This is a genomic window from Bacillus sp. SG-1 (assembly GCF_000181495.1).
Taxonomy (GTDB): Bacteria; Bacillota; Bacilli; order Bacillales; family Bacillaceae_B; genus Rossellomorea.
Genome location: NZ_ABCF01000007.1, coordinates 1 through 22,754, shown reverse-complemented (window position 1 = coordinate 22,754; position 22,754 = coordinate 1). Strand labels below are relative to the sequence as shown.

22 protein-coding genes, 1 pseudogene and 1 riboswitch are annotated in these 22,754 nt (G+C 41.7%); of the genes and pseudogenes, 10 read left to right on the top strand and 13 right to left on the bottom strand.

The window, feature by feature from the left end:
* Positions 1–11 precede the first annotated feature (11 nt).
* A pseudogene (locus tag BSG1_RS06705) lies at positions 12–1,384 on the bottom strand (amino acid permease).
* A gap of 215 nt (positions 1,385–1,599) precedes the next feature.
* On the opposite strand from BSG1_RS06705, the gene BSG1_RS06700 reads away from it, so the two are divergent.
* Positions 1,600–2,166: a flavin reductase family protein gene (locus BSG1_RS06700; protein ID WP_044022527.1), complete on the top strand. Its 567-nt coding sequence runs from the start codon at positions 1,600–1,602 to the stop codon at positions 2,164–2,166.
* A 33-nt stretch (positions 2,167–2,199) separates the two neighbouring features.
* On the opposite strand, the gene BSG1_RS06695 is transcribed toward BSG1_RS06700, so the two are convergent.
* Both BSG1_RS06695 and BSG1_RS06685 read right to left on the bottom strand, forming a co-directional pair.
* Positions 2,200–2,487, bottom strand: coding sequence for a hypothetical protein (locus BSG1_RS06695; protein ID WP_044022526.1), 288 nt, complete (start codon positions 2,485–2,487; stop codon positions 2,200–2,202).
* Positions 2,488–2,760: 273 nt separating this feature from the next.
* The gene (locus tag BSG1_RS06685; protein ID WP_006836204.1) at positions 2,761–3,213 is read right to left on the bottom strand and encodes a DUF2269 family protein; all 453 of its coding nucleotides are present in this window, start codon (positions 3,211–3,213) and stop codon (positions 2,761–2,763) included.
* 118 nt (positions 3,214–3,331) lie between these two features.
* Between BSG1_RS06685 and BSG1_RS06680 the strand changes: the two genes are divergently transcribed.
* Entirely contained in the window at positions 3,332–3,790 is a 459-nt protein-coding gene (locus BSG1_RS06680) for a GyrI-like domain-containing protein (protein WP_006836203.1), read from the top strand.
* 111 nt (positions 3,791–3,901) lie between these two features.
* Here the strand turns inward: BSG1_RS06680 and BSG1_RS06675 are convergent, their stop codons facing one another.
* From BSG1_RS06675 to BSG1_RS06650, 5 genes are all read right to left on the bottom strand, one after another.
* A complete protein-coding gene (locus BSG1_RS06675; protein WP_044022525.1) occupies positions 3,902–4,114 on the bottom strand; it encodes a heavy-metal-associated domain-containing protein in 213 nt (70 codons plus the stop codon).
* Between the two features lie 182 nt (positions 4,115–4,296).
* Positions 4,297–4,869: a beta-class carbonic anhydrase gene (locus BSG1_RS06670; RefSeq protein WP_006836201.1), complete on the bottom strand. Its 573-nt coding sequence runs from the start codon at positions 4,867–4,869 to the stop codon at positions 4,297–4,299.
* A gap of 24 nt (positions 4,870–4,893) precedes the next feature.
* Positions 4,894–5,460, bottom strand: coding sequence for a hypothetical protein (locus BSG1_RS06665; protein ID WP_006836200.1), 567 nt, complete (start codon positions 5,458–5,460; stop codon positions 4,894–4,896).
* Positions 5,460–6,131 carry a cobalamin B12-binding domain-containing protein gene (locus tag BSG1_RS06660; RefSeq protein ID WP_052302364.1) on the bottom strand — a complete coding sequence of 224 codons (672 nt, stop codon included), beginning with the start codon at positions 6,129–6,131 and terminating at the stop codon, positions 5,460–5,462. Before BSG1_RS06660 ends, BSG1_RS06665 begins: the two co-directional genes overlap by 1 nt.
* 356 nt (positions 6,132–6,487) lie before the next feature.
* On the bottom strand, positions 6,488–8,308 hold the full coding sequence (locus tag BSG1_RS06650) for a solute:sodium symporter family transporter (RefSeq protein WP_006836197.1): 1,821 nt from the start codon (positions 8,306–8,308) through the stop codon (positions 6,488–6,490).
* 355 nt (positions 8,309–8,663) lie between these two features.
* A riboswitch (PreQ1 riboswitch) is annotated at positions 8,664–8,710 on the top strand.
* Positions 8,711–8,819: 109 nt separating this feature from the next.
* On the opposite strand from BSG1_RS06650, the gene queF reads away from it, so the two are divergent.
* From queF to BSG1_RS06620, 7 genes are all read left to right on the top strand, one after another.
* A complete protein-coding gene (gene queF, locus BSG1_RS06645; RefSeq protein ID WP_006836196.1) occupies positions 8,820–9,317 on the top strand; it encodes a preQ(1) synthase in 498 nt (165 codons plus the stop codon).
* Between the two features lie 12 nt (positions 9,318–9,329).
* Positions 9,330–9,959 carry a queuosine precursor transporter gene (locus BSG1_RS06640; RefSeq protein WP_006836195.1) on the top strand — a complete coding sequence of 210 codons (630 nt, stop codon included), beginning with the start codon at positions 9,330–9,332 and terminating at the stop codon, positions 9,957–9,959.
* Between the two features lie 520 nt (positions 9,960–10,479).
* A complete protein-coding gene (locus BSG1_RS06635; protein ID WP_006836194.1) occupies positions 10,480–11,328 on the top strand; it encodes a YitT family protein in 849 nt (282 codons plus the stop codon).
* A gap of 208 nt (positions 11,329–11,536) precedes the next feature.
* Entirely contained in the window at positions 11,537–11,656 is a 120-nt protein-coding gene (locus BSG1_RS21645; RefSeq protein ID WP_332248302.1) for an RAxF-45 family protein, read from the top strand.
* A gap of 191 nt (positions 11,657–11,847) precedes the next feature.
* A complete protein-coding gene (abc-f, locus tag BSG1_RS06630; protein ID WP_006836193.1) occupies positions 11,848–13,734 on the top strand; it encodes a ribosomal protection-like ABC-F family protein in 1,887 nt (628 codons plus the stop codon).
* Between the two features lie 152 nt (positions 13,735–13,886).
* On the top strand, positions 13,887–14,087 hold the full coding sequence (locus BSG1_RS06625; RefSeq protein WP_006836192.1) for a hypothetical protein: 201 nt from the start codon (positions 13,887–13,889) through the stop codon (positions 14,085–14,087).
* 261 nt (positions 14,088–14,348) lie between these two features.
* Complete coding sequence (locus BSG1_RS06620) at positions 14,349–15,428, top strand: nitric oxide synthase oxygenase (RefSeq protein WP_006836190.1); 1,080 nt, start codon at positions 14,349–14,351, stop codon at positions 15,426–15,428.
* A 290-nt stretch (positions 15,429–15,718) separates the two neighbouring features.
* On the opposite strand, the gene BSG1_RS06615 is transcribed toward BSG1_RS06620, so the two are convergent.
* The 4 genes from BSG1_RS06615 to BSG1_RS06600 form a co-directional block, all read right to left on the bottom strand.
* A complete protein-coding gene (locus BSG1_RS06615) occupies positions 15,719–15,943 on the bottom strand; it encodes a hypothetical protein (protein ID WP_006836189.1) in 225 nt (74 codons plus the stop codon).
* Positions 15,944–16,184: 241 nt separating this feature from the next.
* Positions 16,185–17,192 (bottom strand): rod-share determining protein MreBH, encoded by a 1,008-nt coding sequence (gene mreBH / locus BSG1_RS06610; RefSeq protein WP_006836188.1) that lies wholly within the window; start codon positions 17,190–17,192, stop codon positions 16,185–16,187.
* A gap of 453 nt (positions 17,193–17,645) precedes the next feature.
* The gene (locus BSG1_RS06605; protein ID WP_006836187.1) at positions 17,646–19,301 is read right to left on the bottom strand and encodes a methyl-accepting chemotaxis protein; all 1,656 of its coding nucleotides are present in this window, start codon (positions 19,299–19,301) and stop codon (positions 17,646–17,648) included.
* A gap of 15 nt (positions 19,302–19,316) precedes the next feature.
* Entirely contained in the window at positions 19,317–20,297 is a 981-nt protein-coding gene (locus BSG1_RS06600; protein ID WP_044022523.1) for a BMP family lipoprotein, read from the bottom strand.
* Between the two features lie 369 nt (positions 20,298–20,666).
* On the opposite strand from BSG1_RS06600, the gene BSG1_RS20220 reads away from it, so the two are divergent.
* Positions 20,667–22,036 (top strand): IS3-like element ISBsp2 family transposase gene (locus BSG1_RS20220; RefSeq protein WP_156791420.1). Its coding sequence is split into 2 segments (ribosomal slippage): positions 20,667–21,078 and positions 21,078–22,036, totalling 1,371 coding nucleotides; the frame shifts between segments, so codons are not numbered across the junction.
* 61 nt (positions 22,037–22,097) lie between these two features.
* Here the strand turns inward: BSG1_RS20220 and BSG1_RS06585 are convergent.
* The gene (locus BSG1_RS06585; RefSeq protein ID WP_006836185.1) at positions 22,098–22,601 is read right to left on the bottom strand and encodes an acyl-CoA thioesterase; all 504 of its coding nucleotides are present in this window, start codon (positions 22,599–22,601) and stop codon (positions 22,098–22,100) included.
* Positions 22,602–22,754 lie beyond the last annotated feature (153 nt).

The following is a 22,754-nucleotide window of genomic DNA, read 5'->3' as shown; positions in this document are numbered from 1 at the left end:
GCCAGCTTTATCTACTGCTGATGTTTTCTTTGTCCCATTTTTCTCTTCATGATAAAGGAGGCGATGGCGATCAGGGCGACAAGCATGAGGCTGATAAAGAAGCCGAGCCGGATTTCTTTATCCATTAAAGTACTGTGACGGCTGCAAGAATCAGCAACATCCCAAATACAGCCAGAAGCTTTCCGGTAATCTTATTCTCCAGAATCTTAAAGGCAGAAATGATGATGAATGCCCAGTTATACAAAATCAATATACCGGCAGCTGTTGTAATGTATTCATAGATCTTGCCCGGGACGATCAGGGCTGTAATGACGGACAAGAGTAATCCGGCAGCCGCAAGGCCCAGGGAAGGGAGCGGCAGTTCTTTAAATTTCTTGATTTTTTTAGAAAAAAGCTTTGGCGCATTTTCATCTTTAGCCATAGTTACAAGCAGGTTTGTCACTCCAAACAGGGCTGCAGTCATAGCGGAAAAGCCTGCTATGATAATCGCTCCATTGAAAACGTGAGGAAAGAAATCAAGGTTGCTGCCCGCGAGAGCGGTGACGAACGGACTCTCATCGGGAGTGAATTTATCAACCGAGACGAGCAGGACCGTCAGTGCCAAGGAAAGTACATAAATGATCATCAGCACGATAAGCATGATTTTTCCGGCTTTAGGTGCATCCTCTTTCTTTTTCAGTTGCATCGCCATTAGGCCTATGACTTCAATTCCCCCATAGGCATAGAAGGCATAAATCAATGAGGACCAGAACCCCTTGAAACCTTCCGGGAACAGTTTTCCTGCAGAGGAAGGGAACTCAGGCTTGTTTCCGCCACCCTTTAACATGCCAAAATAGACGGCAGCTGCAAGAATGATAAACATGACGATGGCCGCCGTTTTTATGATTGCAAGGATATCCTCGACTTTGTCGAACCCTTTCGTTCCGAGCAAAACCACAAAGATGGAAAGGATGGCATAGCCCGCGGCAAACACCCACAGGGGGACCTTTTCGAACCAAAATTGAGAGAGAAGTGACAGGGCCATCAACTGGCTTCCCATAATCAATATATTCGATGCCCAGTAATTCCAGCCGCAGCTGAAACCAGCCCATTTTCCATAAGCTTTATCGGCATAGTAACAGAATGAACCCTCTTGCGGGTCTTCAGCTGTCATCTTTGCCAGCAGATTAAAAACAATATAAGTCCCGACCGCCGCTAAGATAAATGCAAAAACGATGGATGGACCGGTATTTTTGATTCCAATGCTTGAACCTAAAAAATATCCAGTTCCGATGGTACAACCGACACCCATCAGGGACAGCTGCCACCATTTCAAATCCCCTTTCCCGGCATCGCCGCTCTGACTTTGACTGCCGTTGCCAGGTCCGCATCCAGCATTGCTCATAAAAAATCCTCCTTCAAGAACATTCGAACACATACTCAACTCTATATTGCGCTTCACAGGAAATAATATTTGAGGAAATATCATCCGTATGTGGGTGAAGGTGATTTGCCGCGATGAATTTTATTTGACAGGGAAGCTAAAAGGAACATAAATAACGACTCGACAAGTGACAGAGATTTCTGAAGTGTGTGATAATAGTGGGGGAGGTGATGGTGATGAGAACGATTCAGGAGAAGACGGTGATGCACAGTTATCCAGGGATGGTGGCTTTGGTCACAGTCTCCCATAATGGGGAAGATAATATTATGGCGGCGGGCTGGCATTCTTATATATCTTATACACCGCCGATTTATGGTGTGGCGATAGGAAGGGAAAGACATACATATCAACTGCTGAAGGAGGCAGGTGAATTTGCAATTAATTTCCTGCCTGCTCAATATGCAGATTTCATTCAGGAAGCGGGAGTGTACTCCGGCAGTGATCTGAATAAATTCAAGGCAGGGAAGATGGAGTTTGAACGGGGAAAAACGACAAATGCTCCAATTTTAAAAGAGGCCTATGTAGTTTACGAATGTAAAACCATTGATGTTAATTCTTATGGAGACCACGACTGGTTCACCGCAGAAATCACTACGTTCTACCGTGATGAGAAACTTTTTAATGAAAAGGGGCTTCCCGATTTTGAGAAGTTGTCCATTCCGCTATATCTGGGCAGGTCCTTATATGCCGTTATGGATGAGACGGTTAAGATAGAGGATCATGTGGTAAAAGAAAAGAAATAAGAGCCGGGTCGTCTGCGCGGTCCGGCTCAAGTATCACTCCATGCCTGGAGCTTTTTTAATTTCTAAGTAAAGGATGAATGCAGTGACAGCGTGGGCGACAATCCTTACATACGGAAAGAAGTTTGTAAAAGAAGCAATGACCCCAAATGCACTTCCAAGTATCGGTTGATCTTCGGATTTTGAAACCATTAATACACATCCATGCCAGACGGCAACGAAACAAAGAAAAAAGGGCATCAGTTCAGAAGTGACACTTCCAAAGATAGGCAGCGCTAGGAGTGCTTCAATAGAGAAAGACAGCCATTTTATGCGCGACAGCAAAACAACCACCTCCTTCTCACTACAATATGAAACAAATGTGAAAGTGGTGTCATGAAAATGCACGAACAAGCTGAATTTTTTGGCGGATATCTCAACGTGTTTGACCCAATGTTTTCTGCTTACAATCTGTACGTCGCTAAACGGCCGCTTCCGACCGCCCCGCTGATTCGCGCACATATAGCGACAATCCGCACTATTTTTCATAGACAACAATGTCTAAGAAAGAGTGTAAAAAAACAGACCATGATTTCACTGCATGGTCTGTTGATAAAATTAAAATGGTTTAAGTGACATTAAAATAATCAGGATAACGGCTGACGTATGTAAGATCATATTATAAGGACGAAGGCTTCCATTGATCTCTTTATAGGAGTCAGGCAGATCTTCTTCCTTGTGGGAAGCGATGATATCAGTCATCTTAGCAATTTTCTTTGGCATGATTCCAGCTGTGATTACTTGTACTGCCAAATAAATGATCAGTGATACCAGGTACCAGCCTGTTTTAAATAAGGATGGGTAAATAAAGCCCATAATAAGTCCGGTAATTAATAATGTGAGGCTTCCGTATTTGGCAAAAGCTTCGATTTTTTTATTAACATCTAAAGAAAATCGAGCCTGTGAAGAATTCTTTGGATAATTCATTACGACTGGCATCGCAAAGCTTGCTCCGAGTCCTGCCACGGCTGCAACAATGTGAATCAATACTAATAAGCTGTATATAGTCATATTTTCACCCCTCTCAAACTAGGATAATTTACACAATAGTAATCAATTGTAAATTAAATTAGCTGGATTTTCCAGAGTTTTTTTGAAGAAATTTCAAATAAAAAAAGGAGTAGAATAAATGGAGCCAAAGATCATCAAAAAAGCAGGATTTAAAGCCCTCGGGTTAAAATGGCAGGGAACATTTGAGGAAGCTCAAGACGGTATCCCAACACTCTTTCCGAAGTTAGAAGAAGTTAGAGATGGGATTCAGTACAAGGTGGACCCAGGGGTTGTAAAGGGATTATCTTATCATAATCTCACCGGAGGATTGACCTATTATATATGCCATGAAGTAAGTGAAATTGAAGAAATCCGTTATGGTCTGGAAATTATTGAAGTACCTTCGTATACATATGCATTTTTGGCATATGAAGGCTTGGAGATCATGGATTCCTACCAGCTTTTGTACGATTGGATAGAGGAGAAGGGGTACAGTTTGGATCAGCAAATCCTCCAGCATCTTGAGGAATATCCGGCTCAGTATGATCCTTACGAAGACGAACTGAAAGTAAATATCTATATTCCGGTTAAACAATAAAAAAGAATCCCCGCGGGATTCTTTTTTATTGTATGGACAGCGCTCTGGCAGATAGTTAACTGCCAGGCCTGTTCTTGTGGTATTTCAACATGGGTTGCGTGTTTCCTTTTCTTAAGTAACACTAAATCCATTCTGCTGAATGTTTTCTTCCACTTCTTTGCGGGAAATCTGACTTCCATCATAGCTGATCTTCACTTCGCCATCCTCTGTATCCACCAATGCTCTTTCAACACCATTCAATTTCAGCAAGATGTTCTCAAGTTCTTGTATGGTTCCCCGTTCTGTAGCTTCCTTCACATATAAAGTCAATTCTTCAGCCAACATAATTCTCCTTTCCATGGTCATCTGCTACTTGTATATATACCCATATTGAAAAGAAGTATGTACAGATTAATTAAGAATAAGTGGGGGGCTGGACCAGGAAAAAACCAGATAGGCAAGTCAGGCTGGAATTTAAAATCAACAAATAATAAGAGCAGCCCCAATTGAGGCTGCTCTAATTTCCCTTATTTTTCAGCGGTTTCGTATCCTGATGCAACCAGGTCCAGTTTCCCAGTAGAAGGGTCGATGACGAGTCCATGGACAGGGACTTCACCATCCATTAACGGATGGTTTCTGATCATGTCAACACTGTGAGCGACGCTTTCTTCAACGCTTGAAAAACCAGTCAGCCACTGATCCAGGTTAACTCCTGAATACTCGAGGGTTTCAAAAGTATCTTCGCTGATGCCTCTTTCTTTCATGCTTGCTTTGACTTTTTCAGCATTCAGTCCGCCCATTCCGCAATCATGATGGCCAATTACCAATACTTCATCAGCCTGTAGTTCATAAACGGCAAGTAATAGACTTCTCATAATGCTTCCAAACGGATGAGAGACAACTGCACCGGCATTGCGGACAATTTTTACATCACCGTTTTTCATATTGATTGCTTTTGTAACCAGCTCAACCAGTCTGGTATCCATGCAGGTCAAAATGACGAGGCGCTTGTCTGGAAACTTTGTCGTGATGTAAGACTCATACATTTTCTCGGAGACAAATTTTTCATTAAACGTAAGAATATCATTCAAAAGTGACATAAGGTTACCTCCGTGATTCATTGATTAATGTAATTTTATATTATTTTTAAGTGTTTCTTCAATTCTGATGCATTGATCCACCAGGTGTTTCTTGTCAGGTGGTAAACTTTCCAACGCAGCTTTCAACTCTTTCAGCTGATTTATAGCTGCTAGTATATCGTTCTCCTGCTTGCGGATTTGACCAGCCGCAGAGTCCAAATGAAAGGAACTTGGGTGCAGCTGTTTTTGAAACGATTCCTCATGGTTGGGGTTCCAAAGTTGCTTTTGAATTCGGTCCAATTTAGTAGAGATGTCAGAGTAGTTATGAGCCTTGCTGATGAGCGCTGCATAATATTGCTGATTAAAGTCGATAAACTGTATATACACATCGTACAATTCAGGCATAACTGCACCTGATTTAATATTTATTTCTATTGATCCCGAGGAATGACCATGAATATATTTCGAGAACTTGGTCGAACTTTCCTCTTCAATCATATCGAGAAAACTTGGCCCTTGCATCAATTTTGATCCTTTGGATGAGGACTCAAGAATGTTCAGCTTGGCATCCAGGATAAAAAACGGGATAGGGACATAATATATTTCTTCCATTATAATTTACCTTCAGGCGTGACTGGTTGGGATTTGTTCAATCCATTAAGGGCAAATGATTCAATATCCCTGAGATCATTACAAAGATGGACATTGTTTATCCCGAACTCTTCAAGATTATAGAGGGATACGACTCTTCCCCCTACGAAGATATCTATATCTTTCTCTAGTTCATAAATCAAATTTATACATTCTTTCAATTTGGGCATCAATGGTGTGAGTGCCAAGGAGATTCCAATGGCATCAGGTTCCCATTTATCAATGGTTTTGATGACTTCCTCAGTTGGTACGCTCGATCCAAGAAACTTAACATTCCATTTATTTTCCCTGAAGACATCGGAAACCATTTTTAAGCCCAGGGAGTGCTGTTCGCCTTCAAGACAAAACAAAAGGATGGAAGGTGCATTCCTCTTAAACTGCGGATGCAAGAGCTGGTATCTGAGCTGGGTCATGAGATAGTCGATGCTTGCTGTCGCCAGGTGTTCTTCTGCGACTGTAATCTTATTTCTTTCCCAAAGTATGCCGACTCTTTCCATAACAGGTTTTAAGATTTTTTCGTAAAAATCTATTGTTGTAAGCGTCATGTCACGGTGTTCCTGGTACCACTTATGAATTTCAGGGAGGTCACCGGCAATCGCCATTTCCGTTAGTTTTCTAACTTGTTTTTGCAAAGGAGACACTCCAATGATTTGACTTGTATTTATCTTAACATTAATTTGTCTATTATTCCTATGTTAGTATTTATGACTGTTTATGAAAATACCCTTTTCGAAGGTATTGCTGCTAAGATAGTTGATTTCCGTCCCAGGTACCCGCCTTCACGGGGCTGGAACAGGATGGCCTACTTTCAGGAAATCGCACACCATATGCCCCTAATCGAAAAATATAATCAGAAGAGTTAGTCTGAAAAATCCTTTTAAGGATAACCAAATGAATTAATGCAGGAAACAAAAAATATTCTTTTATAGTAGAAAAAGAGTGTTCCGGATTGCTGGAATCCTGGAACACTCTTCATTTTTTACCCGTGTTATCCTTCTTTGTTGGTTGAGAAAGAAGGGTGGAGTTTGGTGACAGCACTCTTTAAAGGATTGGTCTTTTTATTGGCATACCCTCTTTCAAGGTAGCCGGCGTATTTTTTGTTCCAATGTTTTAATGTGACAAAGATAATAATCGAGGCCACTGCAATTATTCCGATAATGGCCGGCCAAAAGCCTGCTGACACAATACCTTGGCTGTATGCAAGGCCGATTGGAGAGAAAATCACATACACAATCGTCACACTTGCGAGCAGGATAATTGACATAGGCAAGGCATATTTCCAAGGTGTCATTGCTACTTTGGAATCTGCCTGATAGTGATAGGCTTTTTCGAGAGGCTTCCACTTACCGATCACGATCATCATCAATACTTCAATCACAAAGAGGATACCATATACATGGATGAAATTGATGCCAAGTTCAAATCCAAGTAAATGGTTTGTACCCCAGACAAGCATATAATAAGTGATCACATGGAATATGATGACCGTTTTAGCTGCGACAGAAGGAATACGTTTGGACAAAACCCCTACGAGAAGGATGACAACAATTGGGATGTTGAAAAATCCGGTAAAACGCCTGATCAAATCCCAAAGGCCTTCTGTTGCATTTATCAGCATTGGTGAGATGGTCATTGATATAACTGCCAGCAATATACCGAATTTTTTACTGACTGAGATCAACTGTTGATCATTGGCATCTTTGTTAAAGAGAGGCTTATAAATATCAAGAGCAAAGAGAGTCGCTGCACTGTTTAACAGGGAGTTAAAAGAGCTTAAAACCGCCCCAAGGAGAACGGCCAAAAAGAAGCCTGTCAAATAACTTGGCAGAATGTTGGCGATAAGGGTCGGATATGCCAAATCCACCGATCTTAAAGAGTCACCATATAAATGGAAGGCAATCACTCCCGGAATCATCATCATGAAAGGAACCAGAAGTTTATAAAATCCAGAGAAGATGACTCCTTTTTGCCCTTCAGCCAGATTCTTGGCACCCAGCGTCCGCTGAATGACATATTGATTTGTTGCCCAGTAGAACAGGTTTGCAAAAATCATTCCGGTAAAGATAGTCGAAAATGGAACAGAGTCTTCACTCGTACCAATTGAATTCAATTTCTCAGGGTTAGTTGTTGCAATTTCTTTAATGCCTCCGACGAAGTTTCCGTCACCGAGGGCAAAGAACCCGAGGACGGGAACAAGGAACCCGATTATGAGAAGGCCGATCCCGTTTATTGTATCTGAAACGGCTACAGCTTTTAAGCCGCCGAAAATAGCATAAATCGCACCGATAATTCCGATAACCCAAATGACAAGCCACACTGATTGAGTGTAGCTGATCCCCAGTAGATCCGGCACATCGAACAGTTTCAATACAGCAAGTGCCCCTGAGTACAACATTGAGGGGATGGTAACGAATACGTAGCCCAGCATGAACAGGACAACCGTATATTTCCGGACACCTTCATCATAACGTTGGCTCAGAAACTCAGGAAGTGTCGTAAAACTTCTGCCCAAATATTTCGGCAGAAGATAGAGTGCCATGATGATGATGGCAAATGCCGCCGTCACTTCCCAGGCCATGTTCGTCAAGTTGGTACGGAAAGCCTGCCCGTTTAATCCGACGAGTTGTTCTGCCGATAAATTAGTGAGCAAGAGGGAACCGGCGATAAAAGTACCAGTCAATCCCCTGCCGGCCAGAAAATACCCGTCAGAATCGTTTACTGATCCTTTTGTTTTTATGTATGAAATCCATGCAACAAGGCCCATAAAAAACAGGCAAGAAATAATGGTGAATGTCAATCCGTTAAACATGAAAGTTACCTCCAAGCTAGATGGTATTTTAAGATAATATATATCCAGTGGGAGGTAAAGCGAAACCCTTATTTATAAGAAGTAAGAGGAAATAACAATTATATTGAAAATGTAATCGTTTTCTTTTTGGTTAGTATTGTTAGAGGCTGTTTTTTTTTTAGGTGAAAAGCAGAGGTGGCTCACCGCCCGCACAGCGGAGTAGAGTCGCACGTCTGTAGCGGAAATTCTGCAGTTCCTTATAAATAGGCTTAAGCTTAAGAGAACAACATTACTCTTTAATACAGCAGTTTTATTTATTGACATTTTAAGTATCCTGCCATACTATTAAGGGTGTTAAATTAAATAGTTTCCTATCGCAGGAGAGGTTCATAGCCCAAACCCTCTATAAAAAACTATGGATGAGACTTACATTTGTAACCATATCCATGACGGATATGGTTTTTTACTTGTCTTATCATAACTTTGGCTGTGGATTCTTCCTTATAGGTTTCATAACAAGGAGGATTTTTTTATGTCTGGAAGAAAAGACGAAGAACTTCAAGATGTTACATTATTAGGCAATCAAGGAACTGATTATTTGTTTGAATATGCCCCGCAAGTGCTGGAAACCTTTGATAATCAGCATCCCAATAGAGATTATTTCGTAAAGTTCAATTGTCCGGAGTTTACAAGTCTTTGCCCGAAAACAAGACAGCCTGACTTCGCGACAATTTATATCAGCTATATCCCGGATATCAAGATGGTCGAAAGCAAATCATTGAAACTTTACTTATTCAGCTTCCGTAACCATGGAGACTTCCATGAAGATTGCATGAATATTATCATGAACGACTTGATCGAATTAATGGACCCCCGTTATATCGAGGTTTGGGGGAAATTCACCCCAAGAGGCGGAATCTCCATCGATCCGTATTGCAACTATGGAAAGCCTGGTACAAAATTTGAAAAGATGGCTGAATACAGAATGATGAATCATGATCTGTATCCGGAAACAATCGATAACCGATAAGGAGGAAGAGGAATGCTTATATACCTTAACTCTCTGTTCGTCGGTCTTCTCATTCTTTCTAATATATTGGCAGTTAAACTTTTCAGCCTTGGTGAATGGGCTGTCCTGCCGGCTGCGGTGATTGTCTACGTTTTCACGTATCCCATCACAGATGTGATCGGTGAGGTGTATGGGAAAGATGCTGCGCGTGCCACTGTAAGAGCAGGGCTGCTGACACAGGTCTTTGCATTAGTGTTCATCGCAGCTGCCATCAACTTGCCGTCTGCCCCATTCTTTGGGATGCAGACAGAGTTTGAAGCTATCTTAAGCGGAAGCTTCCGTATCACATTGGCAAGCCTGATTTCATACTTTATCAGCCAGAACCTTGACGTGTCTGTATTTCACAAGCTGAAAGCCAAACATGGAACTGAAAAACTGTGGCTGCGCAATAACTCATCTACACTGCTGAGCCAGCTTGCCGACACAACGATTTTCATCACCATTGCTTTCTTCGGTACTATGCCAATGACTGCTTTACTTGCATTAATCGGTACACAATATTTATTTAAACTTGTTGTAGCTATCGTCGACACGCCGCTTGTTTATCTGCTTGTACGCTTCGCCCGAAAAGAAAAGGCCCATGAAGCAGGGCTTGCCGGATAAGTTGTAATGGACCATCCTTTTGGGTGGTCTTTTTTGTGTGTACAGCAGGGTGCAGTAACGCGGGTGCGAGCTCGCGGCGTCGAAATGTGTGGGTTGGTCGATAAATCGCAGAAACCGCTAATAAAATTGAATAATCGCCGATAAATCTCCAAAATCGCTGATAAATAAATATACTAAATGCCGATAAAATTCTCGAGAGCGCTTGGTATTAATGACTAGGTGTCAGATCAAAATCCACCCAGCCTGGTGTTGAATGATAAGGCTGCTATAAGACAGAGTCTGATATAAATTGGTTAAAAAAACAATCTGTGCTTTGTTCTAACTTTGAAACTCTTAAAAAGTTCCGATGCATGTGCAAAAAACATTCCGCTAATAAGTAATTAACCAATGAAAACCCTTGCAATTTTTTCAATAGTTAAACCTTATTCAAACCCCTTTACAAAGGGATTTTACACCTATATAATCCCGTTATCTGTGAAAATAATAATCCATAAATAATATATAAAAGGGGGTTGCAGTGATGCGAAAAAAGCTGTTTTCATTTTTGATTATGAATCTTGGTGCTTTTTTTGTCGCGGTGAATGTCCATTTCTTTCTTTCACCCAATAATTTGGCAACAGGAGGAGTCAGCGGTTTATCTATTTTACTGAACTCTATCATGCCAGGTGTATCGATCGGTATGTTCATGATCATGGTCAATATCGTTTTGTTTATCATTGGTATCATTTTTCTTGGATTCAGCTTTGGAGCAAAGACGGTCTATGCAAGTTTTGCTCTTTCCGGGTATGTCTGGCTGCTTGAAACAGCGGCCCCGTTAAATGCCCCGCTCAGTGAAGATATTCTTATTCAACTGATCATCGGACAATGCATCGCTGCAACCGGAATGGCGCTCGTCTTCAATCAAAAAGCTTCTACCGGTGGAACGGATATCATTGCCATGATTCTTAATAAGTACTTTAACATTGAAATTGGACGAGCTGTGTTATTCTCTGACTTGGCAATCGCATTATCTTCCACATTAGTATTTGGGACACAGGTTGGTATGTATGCATTCTTCGGAGTCATCCTGAATGGCCTCGTGATTGACTACACACTTCAGCAGTTCAATACGAACAAAGAAGTTGTCATTATCAGCCAGCAGAGTGATGAAATCCGGACGTATATTGTAAAAGAACTTGGCAAGGGCGCGACCATCCACACAGCCAAGGGTGCTTTTACATCCGACAGCAAAGAAGTCATCACGACCATTCTTGGACGGAAGGATTTCTCCAAACTAAAAAATTTCATCACGGAAGTGGACAAGACAGCGTTCATCACTGTTCACAATATGAATGAAATACTCGGCCATAATTTCAAACGTCTTGTATAGAAAAAAAGATTCGCTCAAAAGGGCGAATCCTTTTTTTTATTTGAGCTCTTTAGCACTTTAAAGCACGAAGAGGGACAGTCCCTCTTTGTGCTTTAAAGTGCTAAAGGGTTCCGTTGCTTAAACCAATTTATCAAAAACCCTTGTATAAAGTTTTCGAAAAATTGTATACTATTAATATACTTATGATTTTGAGGAGGTGTGTGTTGAGATGAAAAGTTCTGTCGGGTTGCACGGTCAATTTTTAGAGTACATCTACATTTGTCGTGCAATTTTTCATGGTTTTGCTGTCAACGGGATACGTATGCCCAATTTTAGCAATTCCATATAGAACAGAACGGTAAGAGGTCTCAATACCCCCACTTTTATAGAAACGGGAGGAGAGCGCGTCACGCTTTCCTTTTTTTATGCCCGAATTCAAAAGCCATGGTATAAGGTCTTTCTTATACATGGCTTTTTATATATTTCTGAGATCCCCTTACTCATTTAAAAAATAATGAGATCAAGAAAGGATAGAAAAAAATGATTATATGCAGTGTTCAGCAAATCAGCAAAATGTTCGGAGGAAATCTGGTATTTGAAGGTTTATCTTTTGAGGTTCATGATGGTGACCGAATTGGCTTTGTCGGGAGAAATGGAACTGGCAAGACGACAGTTTTTAAATTAATCGCAGGTGTCGAACAGCCTGACACAGGAGAAATTCATATTAAAAAGGGAGCGAGGATCGGTTACTTATCCCAGATCCCGCAATATGGAGCCCAAATAACTGGTTATGAAGTGTTGAAATCAGCATTCCAGGACCTTCTGGAGACAGAAGCGCGGTTAAAGGAACTAGAAAGCAAAATGGGAACGGATGATAATCCCGAAAATCTTCAGAGGCTGCTGGAAGAGTATGGGCCCCTGCAGGATAAATTCACGCTTGGAGGCGGGTATGAAATCGAGCCGGAAATGGCGAAAGTGGCCAATGGACTTGAAATCACTGACTTGCTGGATAAATCGTTCAATGCACTCAGTGGAGGGGAGCAAACGAAAGTCTGCCTTGGCTTGATTCTTTTACAAAAGCCGGACCTCCTGCTATTGGATGAACCGACTAATCATCTGGATATCGGTGCAGTGGAATGGCTGGAAGGCTTCCTGAAAGAGTACAGCGGCTCGGTTATGGTCATCTCCCATGATCGGTACTTTCTTGATGAAACGATCAATAAGGTCATTGATCTTGAAGATGGAGAGGTTTGTCTTTACCATACAAACTATTCTCAATTTGTGAAAGAAAAAGAAGAGAAGCTGCTCCTGGAATTTCAACAGTATCAGGAACAGCAAAAGAAAATAAAAAAAATGAGGGAAGCGATTAAAAGGCTGAAAGAGTGGGCCAATCAAGCGAACCCTCCGAATGCCGCCCTCCATAAGAGAGCAAGAAACATGGAACGCGCCCTTGAAAGAATGGAAAAATTGAAGCGGCCAGTCTTGGAAAGGAAGAAGATGGGCCTTGAATTTGAAAATGGGAACCGCAGCGGTAAAGTAGTTTTCTCCATGAAAGAAGCAGGAAAGTCATTCGGCGGAAAGCCTCTTTTTACAAAGGCATCCCTTGATGTCCATTTTAAAGACCGTACCGCAATAGTCGGGAAAAATGGAACAGGTAAATCTACTATCATTAAAATGCTTTTAGGTGAATTGCAGCAAGATGAAGGGGAAGTCAAAGTAGGGAGCAATGTCAGGACCGGCTACCTTTCGCAGCATTTTACGGTCTCAGATCCTAACATCAGATTGATTGATGCTTTCAGGGATGAAGTAACCGTGACAGAAGGAGAAGCGAGGCATATCCTTGCCGGTTTCCTGTTTTATGGAGGAGCCGTTTTCCGTAAAGTAGGCCAGCTTAGCGGGGGAGAAAAAATGCGGCTCCGTCTTGCGCAGTTGATGCATCAGGATATCAACTTCCTTGTCCTTGATGAACCGACCAACCATCTTGATATTGACTCACGTGAAGTTCTTGAAGACGCGCTTGAAAGCTTTAACGGGACTATATTGGCTGTATCCCACGACAGGTATTTTCTAAATAAACTGTTTGAAAAAACATATTGGATTCACAATAAAAAGCTCTATTTCTTCCCGGGCAGCTATTCATGGGCAAAAGAAAAGCTGAATGAATTCATAGCAAAAAAGGAACCGGACCAAAAGGCTGAACATACGGTCAACAGGGAGGTTCCAGTGAAAGTGAAAAAAGAGAAGCCTGCTGTTTCCTTGGAAAGTCTTGAAGAGGAACTCCTTGTCATTGAAGCCGAAATTTCTTCTATTGAAGAGCAGTTACTAAATGAAACGGACCTTGAAATTTTACAGAAGTTCTATGCTGAAAAAGAGCAGAAGGAAAAAGAGAGAGAGGAGAAGTATTCTGCTCTAGAGCAATTACTGTAAGGAAACGCAAGTATCGATTTGAAGTAAAGACGAGTAAACCTCACGTTTAACATAGAGAAAAAAAGATGAATGGCCTCTCTGGTTCCTCTAAACGTTTTGGATTACTCCAATAAGGGAATAAACCAAACTAAAAGGACTGGAGGTTTGCCGCCATGGAAGAAATTCGCGGAGGAAACAGAAAAGAAACGCTTAATGAAATTCATGAAGTTTTAACAGACGGACTGCAAAGAGAACTTCATCCTGATGAGAATAAACTGATCACTGAATGGACAGCCACGTTTGATCACGAAGAAAGAGCAACCATCATCAATATGCTGAAGGAGCTTCTCAATAAGCATAAGCGCCACGATTAACCAGAACGGCAGGACTCACTGTCGTTCTTTTTTATGGGGAAAGAAGGATTCTGCCATCCAGAGTGGATTGATCGCGATGTAAAGGAAAAACTTATCAAGCTGCATCTTTTATGAACGAAGCTCAGAGCCTTCGAGAAACCTGAAGGTCTGAAAAAAATATATAGATATATTTGCAGTATTTGACAAAGAGTTCTTTTTTTCGACAATGAAGAGTGTCGTGATATAATCACGGTAGCAAACCGCCGTGAAAGGAAGTCTATATTGTCAAATTTAATTCAGGAAGCTGTGTCATTTATAGAAGATTGTTACAGGGAACTCGGAAAGGCCGAAGAAATAGAAGCAAGAATTCAACAAATAGAAAATGAGATAGAGACTACAGGAACTTATACCCATACCTATGAAGAGTTGGAACACGGGGCAAAAATGGCATGGAGAAACAGTAACCGCTGTATCGGAAGGCTGTTCTGGGACACCATGCATGTAAGGGATGCCAGAGAAGCCTCTACTGAAGAGGAAATCTTCTTAGAACTGGAAGAGCATCTGAAGTATGCCTCCAATGAAGGAAGGATCCGCCCTACTATCACCGTCTTTCGACCTTCAAGCCCTACAGAAGCTGAAATAAGGATTTTTAATCATCAATTAATCAGGTATGCAGGATACAAAAATGAGCACGGAATGACAGGAGATCCAGCCTCTTTGGATTTCACGCAAAAATGTGAAGAGCTGGGCTGGAGAGGAAAGCAAACGCATTTTGATATTTTGCCGTGGGTGGTTCAAATTGGAGACAGAACGCCGGTGTGGAAAGAAGTCAATCTTAATCATGTTCTTGAAGTAAATTTAAGCCACCCGGAGTACAACTGGTTCGAAGACCTGGGACTGAAGTGGTATGGGGTACCGATCATTTCTGACATGAGATTGGAGATTGGCGGCATTTCCTATAAGGCGGCCCCGTTTAATGGATGGTATATGGAAACGGAGATCGGTGCAAGGAACCTGGCAGATGAATACCGTTATGACATGCTGCCGAAAGTGGGAAGCTGTATGGGACTGGACACTTCCAAGGCGTCTACACTTTGGAAGGACAAAGCCTTGATTGAACTGAACATTGCCGTACTCCATTCCTTTAAGGAAGCGGGTATCAGCATCGTCGACCACCATACAGCTGCCCAGCAATTCAAAACCTTTGAAAACAAGGAAAAGCAATGCGGGCGAGAGCTTACAGGTGACTGGACCTGGCTGATTCCGCCTGTTTCACCAGCCACGACCCATGTATTTCATAAAAGTTATAAAAATGAGTGGAAATCACCGAATTATTTTTACCAGGAAAAAGCCTATCAATGAGGCTTTTTTCTTTTTGTCCACGTCCAAAAAGGTCTGACATTTTTTGGGGTACTATAATAACAGAATTCTAATCTTGAATATTATGTTGATTGAAAAAGGAAGGTACGTGACCTTCTGGGGGATTAGCGGGACGTCTAGTTTCAGCGCCCGAGGTTACGTACCCACTGGAACGGACTTAGCGTCTAGCAGATTTCGGTCTCTCCCCTAGCGAATAGAAAAAAAGGTCTCTAGATCAGCACTAAAGGCCATTCAGAAATGTATATAAAAGCAAACACAACAAAAGCCGAAAACTAACTAAAGCTCTTCCTTGTAATCAGAAAGTATTGCAGCCAGTACCTGAATTCGTCAAAAAGAGGATGATGGTCATGGAAAGAGAAGCTCTCAAAGAAGTCTTCAAGTTCCTCTGTGCTGGTTTCATCAAGGATCCCAGTGACAAAGAGAGGGTACTGAAACCGTTTATAGAGATCGCTGTATCCGTAAAAATCAAATAAGTCTTCGATTTGCTTTTCATCCATGAGGTCTCACCCTTTCTACCTGTTAGTATTAGTATGAGCCCCTGACAGCTGTCTAATTCTTTATTAAGGAAAATATAGTTAGAAGTACAAGCACAGTAGGAATGACTTCATATTATGTACTATGAAGAACCTCCTTTCATCTTCATGACCGGCTGCAGAACGCTGTGCAGCCGGTTTTTTTATTTAGCAGGATATAAAAAAACCTTGAAAATCACACTGGATTTTCAAGGCGTCATGTTAATTATTTTGCCACTTTTTGAAGCTTGTGAATAACAGAAAGTGAGCGGCCGGTTCCGATTGCCACAGACTCCAATGGATTAGGTGCAAGGTGGACAGGGACTACGATTTCTTCTGTCAGCCACTCCTGCATGCCTCCAAGAAGGGCTCCGCCTCCAGTCAGGATAACTCCTCGGTCAACGATGTCCCCGCTGAGTTCAGGAGGGCAGTTTTCCAGTGTGGCGCGAATCGTTTCTAAGATGTGAAGAAGTGATTCTTTCAGTGCTTCCTGGATTTCAGTCGATTCGAGAGTGATTGTTTTAGGAAGTCCTGTCACCAGGTCCCGTCCCCGGATGTCCATCTTCATGGTTTCATGAGGAATCAGCGCATAGCCGATTTCCATTTTTACTTGTTCAGCCGTGCGTTCCCCGATTAACAGGTTGTATTTCTTGCGGACATGCTGGACGATATCTTCATCCATTTGATCACCGCCGATACGGATGGTGTTGCAAGAGACAACTCCTCCATAAGAGATAATCCCGACTTCAGTCGTTCCTCCGCCAATATCCACAATAACATTGGCAACAGGCTCATCAACGGGAAGGTCCGCTCCGATGGCCGCTGCAACGGGCTCTTCGATCAGGGTAACCGATTTAGCCCCGCTGCCTTTTACAGCATCCTGAATCGCTCTTTTTTCTACAGATGTGGCACCTGAAGGCGTACAAACGACAACACTTGGCTTCCTGATGGACAAGCCCATCTGTTTACTCGCTTTTTTCATGATTTGCTTCAGCATTTCAGTTGTCACATCGAAGTCCGCAATTACTCCATCCTTTAAAGGTCTTACTGCAACAATTTTCCCGGGTGTTTTCCCGATCATGTTTTTAGCTTCTATACCAACCGCCAGGACATTCTTCGTTTCAGTATCAATGGCAACAACGGAAGGCTCGTTAAAAATAATTCCTTTGTTTTTACTGTATACCAAAATATTTGCAGTACCTAAATCAATACCGATTTCCGAATTTGAAAGCATATTTATTCCTCCAACTAAAAAGTATTCCATCTTGTTTTCATGTTTAGTAAACTACTTGTTTAAAAGTCTATCTTCATATACTTCATAAATTATAGGAGATATTCGACGGTAATAGACACGGATATATTTTCCAAAAAATAATTATTACAGCCTGTTACAAAGGGGTTTTTCACCGAAAAGTGAGTTTGTTATTGTTTCGTCAACCTTATTATCGCTTTGGTCAGACAAGCAGGGGTGTTTGTTATTTTTCCCTGTCAAGAAAACTTAAACTTGCTGTAAACTTGTAATGTTATTTATTAGGAGTTTTAAGGTGGAGGGAAGAGACAGTGGGACGAAAATTTTTTTGTCCTTGCAGCCAAACAACAAGCAGTTGAGCCAGGCGGTGTAAATTTGCCGGTGACCTTTCACTAATCAAAAAAGCCGGCCCCTATGGTCAAGGGACCGGCTTTGCTCTTATAGTTTAAACTTGTTCAGTTCCTCATTCATTTCTTCTGTCATCTGATGAAGCTGTCCGATTTTCGCATTCATTTGATTGAAGAAGTTTAGTTGTTCTTCGGTGGAAGCGGAAATCTCCTCTGTCCCTGCAGCTGTTTCCTCGGTGACAGCAGATATGTTTTCGACTGCCGAAATGACTTTGGCTGTCATTTCGTTAGATTGATTCATTCCATCCACAAGAGAATTCAACTGATTGTATACAAGGCTGATTTTATCGGATATGTTTTCGAATGCAGCCTCTGTTTCATTCATGGATGAAAGCTGTTCTTGTGAGAGGTGGTTTCCTTTATTGGTGAGATCAATAATGGATCCGATACCGTCTTTGATATTATGGACCATTTTGCCAATCAGTTCGGTCGCCTGGGAAGAGTCTTCAGCAAGCTTCCTTACTTCTTCCGCAACTACTGCGAAACCTTTCCCGGCTTCACCAGCCCTGGCTGCTTCAATCGCCGCATTCAGTGCCAGAAGATTGGTCTGGTCTGCAATGCTCTTGACAGAAGTTGCCGCCTGTTCAATTTCATCTGTGTATTTCGCAAACTGCTCGACTGACAGCATAATGTCCTGAGAAGATTGTGACTGTTGTTCTGAAAAAGCTTTCTGTTTATTCAGTGTGGTTTTCCCTGTATGAACCATATCCAGTGCTGCTTTGCTGGACTTCACGGAAAGGTTGCTTTCTTCCACATTTTTACCGAATTCTTCTCCCATTGAGTTCATCAGTTCTGCGGTAGAACTGATGTCTTCGGAGATGGACTGGCTTCCGCGTGACAGTTCTTCCGTTGACACTGCCACCTGGTTGCTGCTTTCAGTCAGGCTTTGCATATGGACATTCACTTCGTCTGTGAACGTTTTTACCCGGCCCCCGATGGATTCAACTGAAAGGACTGTCTGCCTGAGGTTTTGCACCATATCAGAAAATGAGTTTTGCAGGTTATCAATTTCATATTTACTATTTTTGCTGGTTGCTGCTGGCTGTATGGTCAAATCCCCATCTGCCACTCTGGCTGCATCTTTGACAATGGCATTGATCGGCTTGACAATTCTATTAGAAAGGAACAAGGACAGAACTATAGACATTAAAATGATGAGGGCAGAAGCAATCACCGATGACAAGATAATGAATGTAATTTTCTGTTCTGTCTGCTTTAAAATTCCTTCATACCATTCATTGGTCTGTTTGTTTAATAGGTGCATATCATTCAAAACACCTGAAACACGGATGGATTGTCTTTTTGCCTCAGCAGTATTTTGTGATGCCAAAGCCTGTTCGGAGGCCCGCTTTAATTCAGTGAATTTACCTGCCGCCTTCGAAAGGGTTGCTTTCTCTCTTTCATTCTTCAAAAGTTGTTCAAGGTTTTTCATTTCTGCTTCAGTAGCATTTAATAATGAAAGAGCTTCTGATTTATTGGCGTCAGAAGAGTTGAAAGCGTAATTCGCCATGGCTTGCTTGGTGACGAGCAGGCTTCCGTTCAGTGACTCGGTGGCTGTTAATACATTTACGTCATCTTTGGCGGAACTTTGAATATTCACAATCTGGAAGATCATATAGGCTATGATACTGATTGAAAGTACAAGTGGAAGTACACCCAAGATGATCAGTCTGCTTCGTAATTTCATTTATCTGGCTCCTTGTTAGTTTAGATTGATGGTAATATTGCCAGAGATTATTTTCTCTTTGGCTGCTTCAATGGCTTTCGTTTGTTCGTCTGACAGGTTAAAGTTTCTGATTGGTGCCAGCCCAACCCCATTTTCCGCTAGTCCGAGTTCATAAATATCCTGGCCGATTTTTCCTTCTTTAACGAGTTGCTCTACCATATTGAATACCGCAACATCAATGTTTTTCATCATGGATGTGACCACTGCTTTTTCAGCTACGAAATATTGGTCAGAATCAACTCCTGCTGTGAAAATCTTGTTATCCTGTGCGGCCTGGATGGCACCTACCCCTGTAAATCCAGCGGCAGGATAAATGAAATCCACACCTTCTTTGATTTGTTTTTCAGCAATTTTTCTTCCCAGTTTGGCATCACCGAAGTTGTTCGCATATTCACTAATAAAACTGATTTCAGGATTTATGTATTTAGCTCCTTGCTCGAACCCCTTTTCAAAACGGTGGATTACAGGGACATCCGCTCCTCCTATTACCCCAAGCTTTTGGTTCTGGCTTATCATAGCTGCCACAATTCCTACAAGGAAACTTCCTTCATGCTCTTTGAAGGTGATAGACGTAACATTCTCCATCTCAGAAACCCCGTCTATGAGAAGGTATTGCTGCTCAGGATATTTCTCAGCCGTTTTTTCAATGGCTTCCTGCACAGAGAACCCCAGTCCGATGACTAAGTCATTTCCCTGTTGAGATAATTCTTCAAGTGGACTTTGAAAGTCGCCATTCGGTGCTTCTCTGTAATCAAAAAGGATTCCAAGCTCATCCCTGGCCTTTTCCAATCCGCGGAAGGCAGAGTCATTAAAGGATTCATCCCCCAAACCGGTATCCGATAACAGTACACCGATTTTATATTCTTTTTCTGTGGATTTTTCTGAATTAGTAGTTCCTGAACACCCAGCCATTAATAGGGCAATGGTGATCAGTGCTATAAAAAATATCTTTCTCACTGATGATCCTCCTAGTAGATAGTTGGACATATAAGAAGATGTCCGTACCTTATATCGTCATCAGTGAGTGTTATATTAGGAAAAATCGCGAATTTTTTTTATTGTAATAAATGGGAGAGGAAAAAAGGCAGCGTTGTGCATGCTTCCTTTCCAGCTATTGAAGGAATTGAGCGGCTATTCCATGTAAAATGATAAGAAGAGTATTTTAACAACAATGCGTTGTCTAAGTGAATAGTCCGATATTATATCCTTTTGCTAATTTGGCGGTGGGCAAGAGGTGGTACATAAAAAAACCCGGCCTTATAACTAAAATGTACCCTATAGAGTAGACACTTAAAAAAGTCTACCTATAGGGTATTTTTTTGTATAATGACAAATAGACAACTAGTAGAAATCGGGGAAAACACCATGAGTAAAAAAACATTCACAGAGAAAGAAATCAAACAATTATCCATTAATCCTTTTGTGAAAGCTGTAAGTGCTAAGGGAATTACCTACACAGATGAATTTAAACGCCAATTTATCGCTGAGAAAGAGAAAGGCAAATTCTCTAGACAGATCTTTGAAGAGGCTGGATTTGATACAGATATAATTGGTATGGCACGTATTCATGCCGCTAGTAAGAGATGGAGTGCTGCTTATAAAAGAAACGGAGTTTTAGGGCTCAATGACACAAGGAAAGGCAATTCCGGGAGACCTAGAGAACGGGAGTTATCCCTTGAGGATAAGAATGCTCGACTAGAAGCTCAAATTAACCTCCTTAAGGCGGAAAATGAACTTCTAAAAAAGATTCGATTCGCGGAAAGGGGGCTAAAGAAGTAGTCCTCTCCCCAAGTCAAAAGTTCATTCTCATCCGTTCCGTAATAGAGAAATATAAGCTCAAAAAAATGGTGAGATTCCTTTGTGGGGTCGCAGGAGTTTCCAGAAGTGCTTATTATAAATACTACTCTCCCGAGTCCCAAGAGCGTAGAAAACAACGGGAAGCAAGGGATGAGGAACTGAAAGAAATCATCTTAAAAGCATTCCGTCATAAGAATCGCAAGAAAGGGGCGCGTCAAATCAAAATGACTTTGGCGGGTCAATTTAAGATTGTCTTTAACTTGAAAAGAATTCGAAGAATCATGAAGAAGTATAACATCGTTTGTCCCTTCCGGAGGGCGAATCCATATAGGCGTCTAATGAAGGCCACCCAGGAACATTCAGTGGTCCCTAACCTACTGGAGCGCCAATTCAATCAGGGTAAACCCGGGAAAGTGCTATTAACAGACATCACCTACTTGAGCTATGGAAAAAGTTCAAGAGCTTATTTATCTATGATATTGGATGGTTCCAGTGGTGAAGCTCTTGCTTACCATGTGTCTGACAGAATGACTATGGAATTAGCCACAGATACCATCAAAAAACTAAAGAAAAACAAAAGGTTTAAAAAACATAAAGACTCACTCATCCATTCAGATCAAGGGGTTCACTATACCCATCCCCAATTTCAGAAAATGGTTAAAAAACTTGGAATCCGCCAATCAATGTCCCGAAGGGGAAACTGTTGGGACAACGCTCCCATTGAATCGTTCTTTGGCCACCTGAAAGATGAAACCTCTATTAAAACCTGTCTGACATTAGAGGATGTACAAAAGGAAATCAAGCAATACATGAATTACTATAACCACCATAGATACCAATGGAATCGAAAAAAGATGACCCCTGTACAATACAGAGATCATCTTTTAAAAGTAGCTTAGGCTTTTTTAAAATGTCCTTTACAAAGGGTACACTTTAAACCAAGGACGGGGTTCTTATTTCTTAATGGCTTGCAAAAAATTCGGCAAGCTCCTGGCTGTGTTTTCTTCTCGCTTTCCGGTGGGCAGCGCGGTTATCGGCCGTTTCATTCAGCCATTTCTCCTCTTCTGTTTCAGGAATGATCTTAGGCACAGGGCAGGGATTCCCATTATTGTCCAAGGCCACAAACGTTAGAAAAGAGATGGCCGCCACAGCCGTTTCTCCGGTCAACAAGTTCTCTGAAGTCACCTTTACACAAACCTCCATGGAACTGCTGCCTGTATACGTGACCATCGCTTCAAGTGTCACGGCATCCCCCACTTTAATCGGCTTCAGGAAATCCACCGAGTCAGTCGAAGCCGTCACGACCGGGTTTCTTGCCATCTTGTATGCAGAAATCGATGCGACATCATCAATATAGGACATAAGCTTTCCACCGAATAATGTTCCGTGATGATTCGTATCCGGGGGAAGGACATGGCTCGTTTTAATTGTTCTTGTTTCCTTCATTCGTTTTGATTCACTCATTATGATCACCTTTCAAATTTGGCTTCATTTATATAATCCACTAAATTATATAAAACAAACACGCTTCATTATTCTTATGTTAGTTATTGTTGATTTGGTGAGCGTTCGGTTGATCAGGTGAATTTTGAGCCAGGTACAACGAAAAAACCAGCT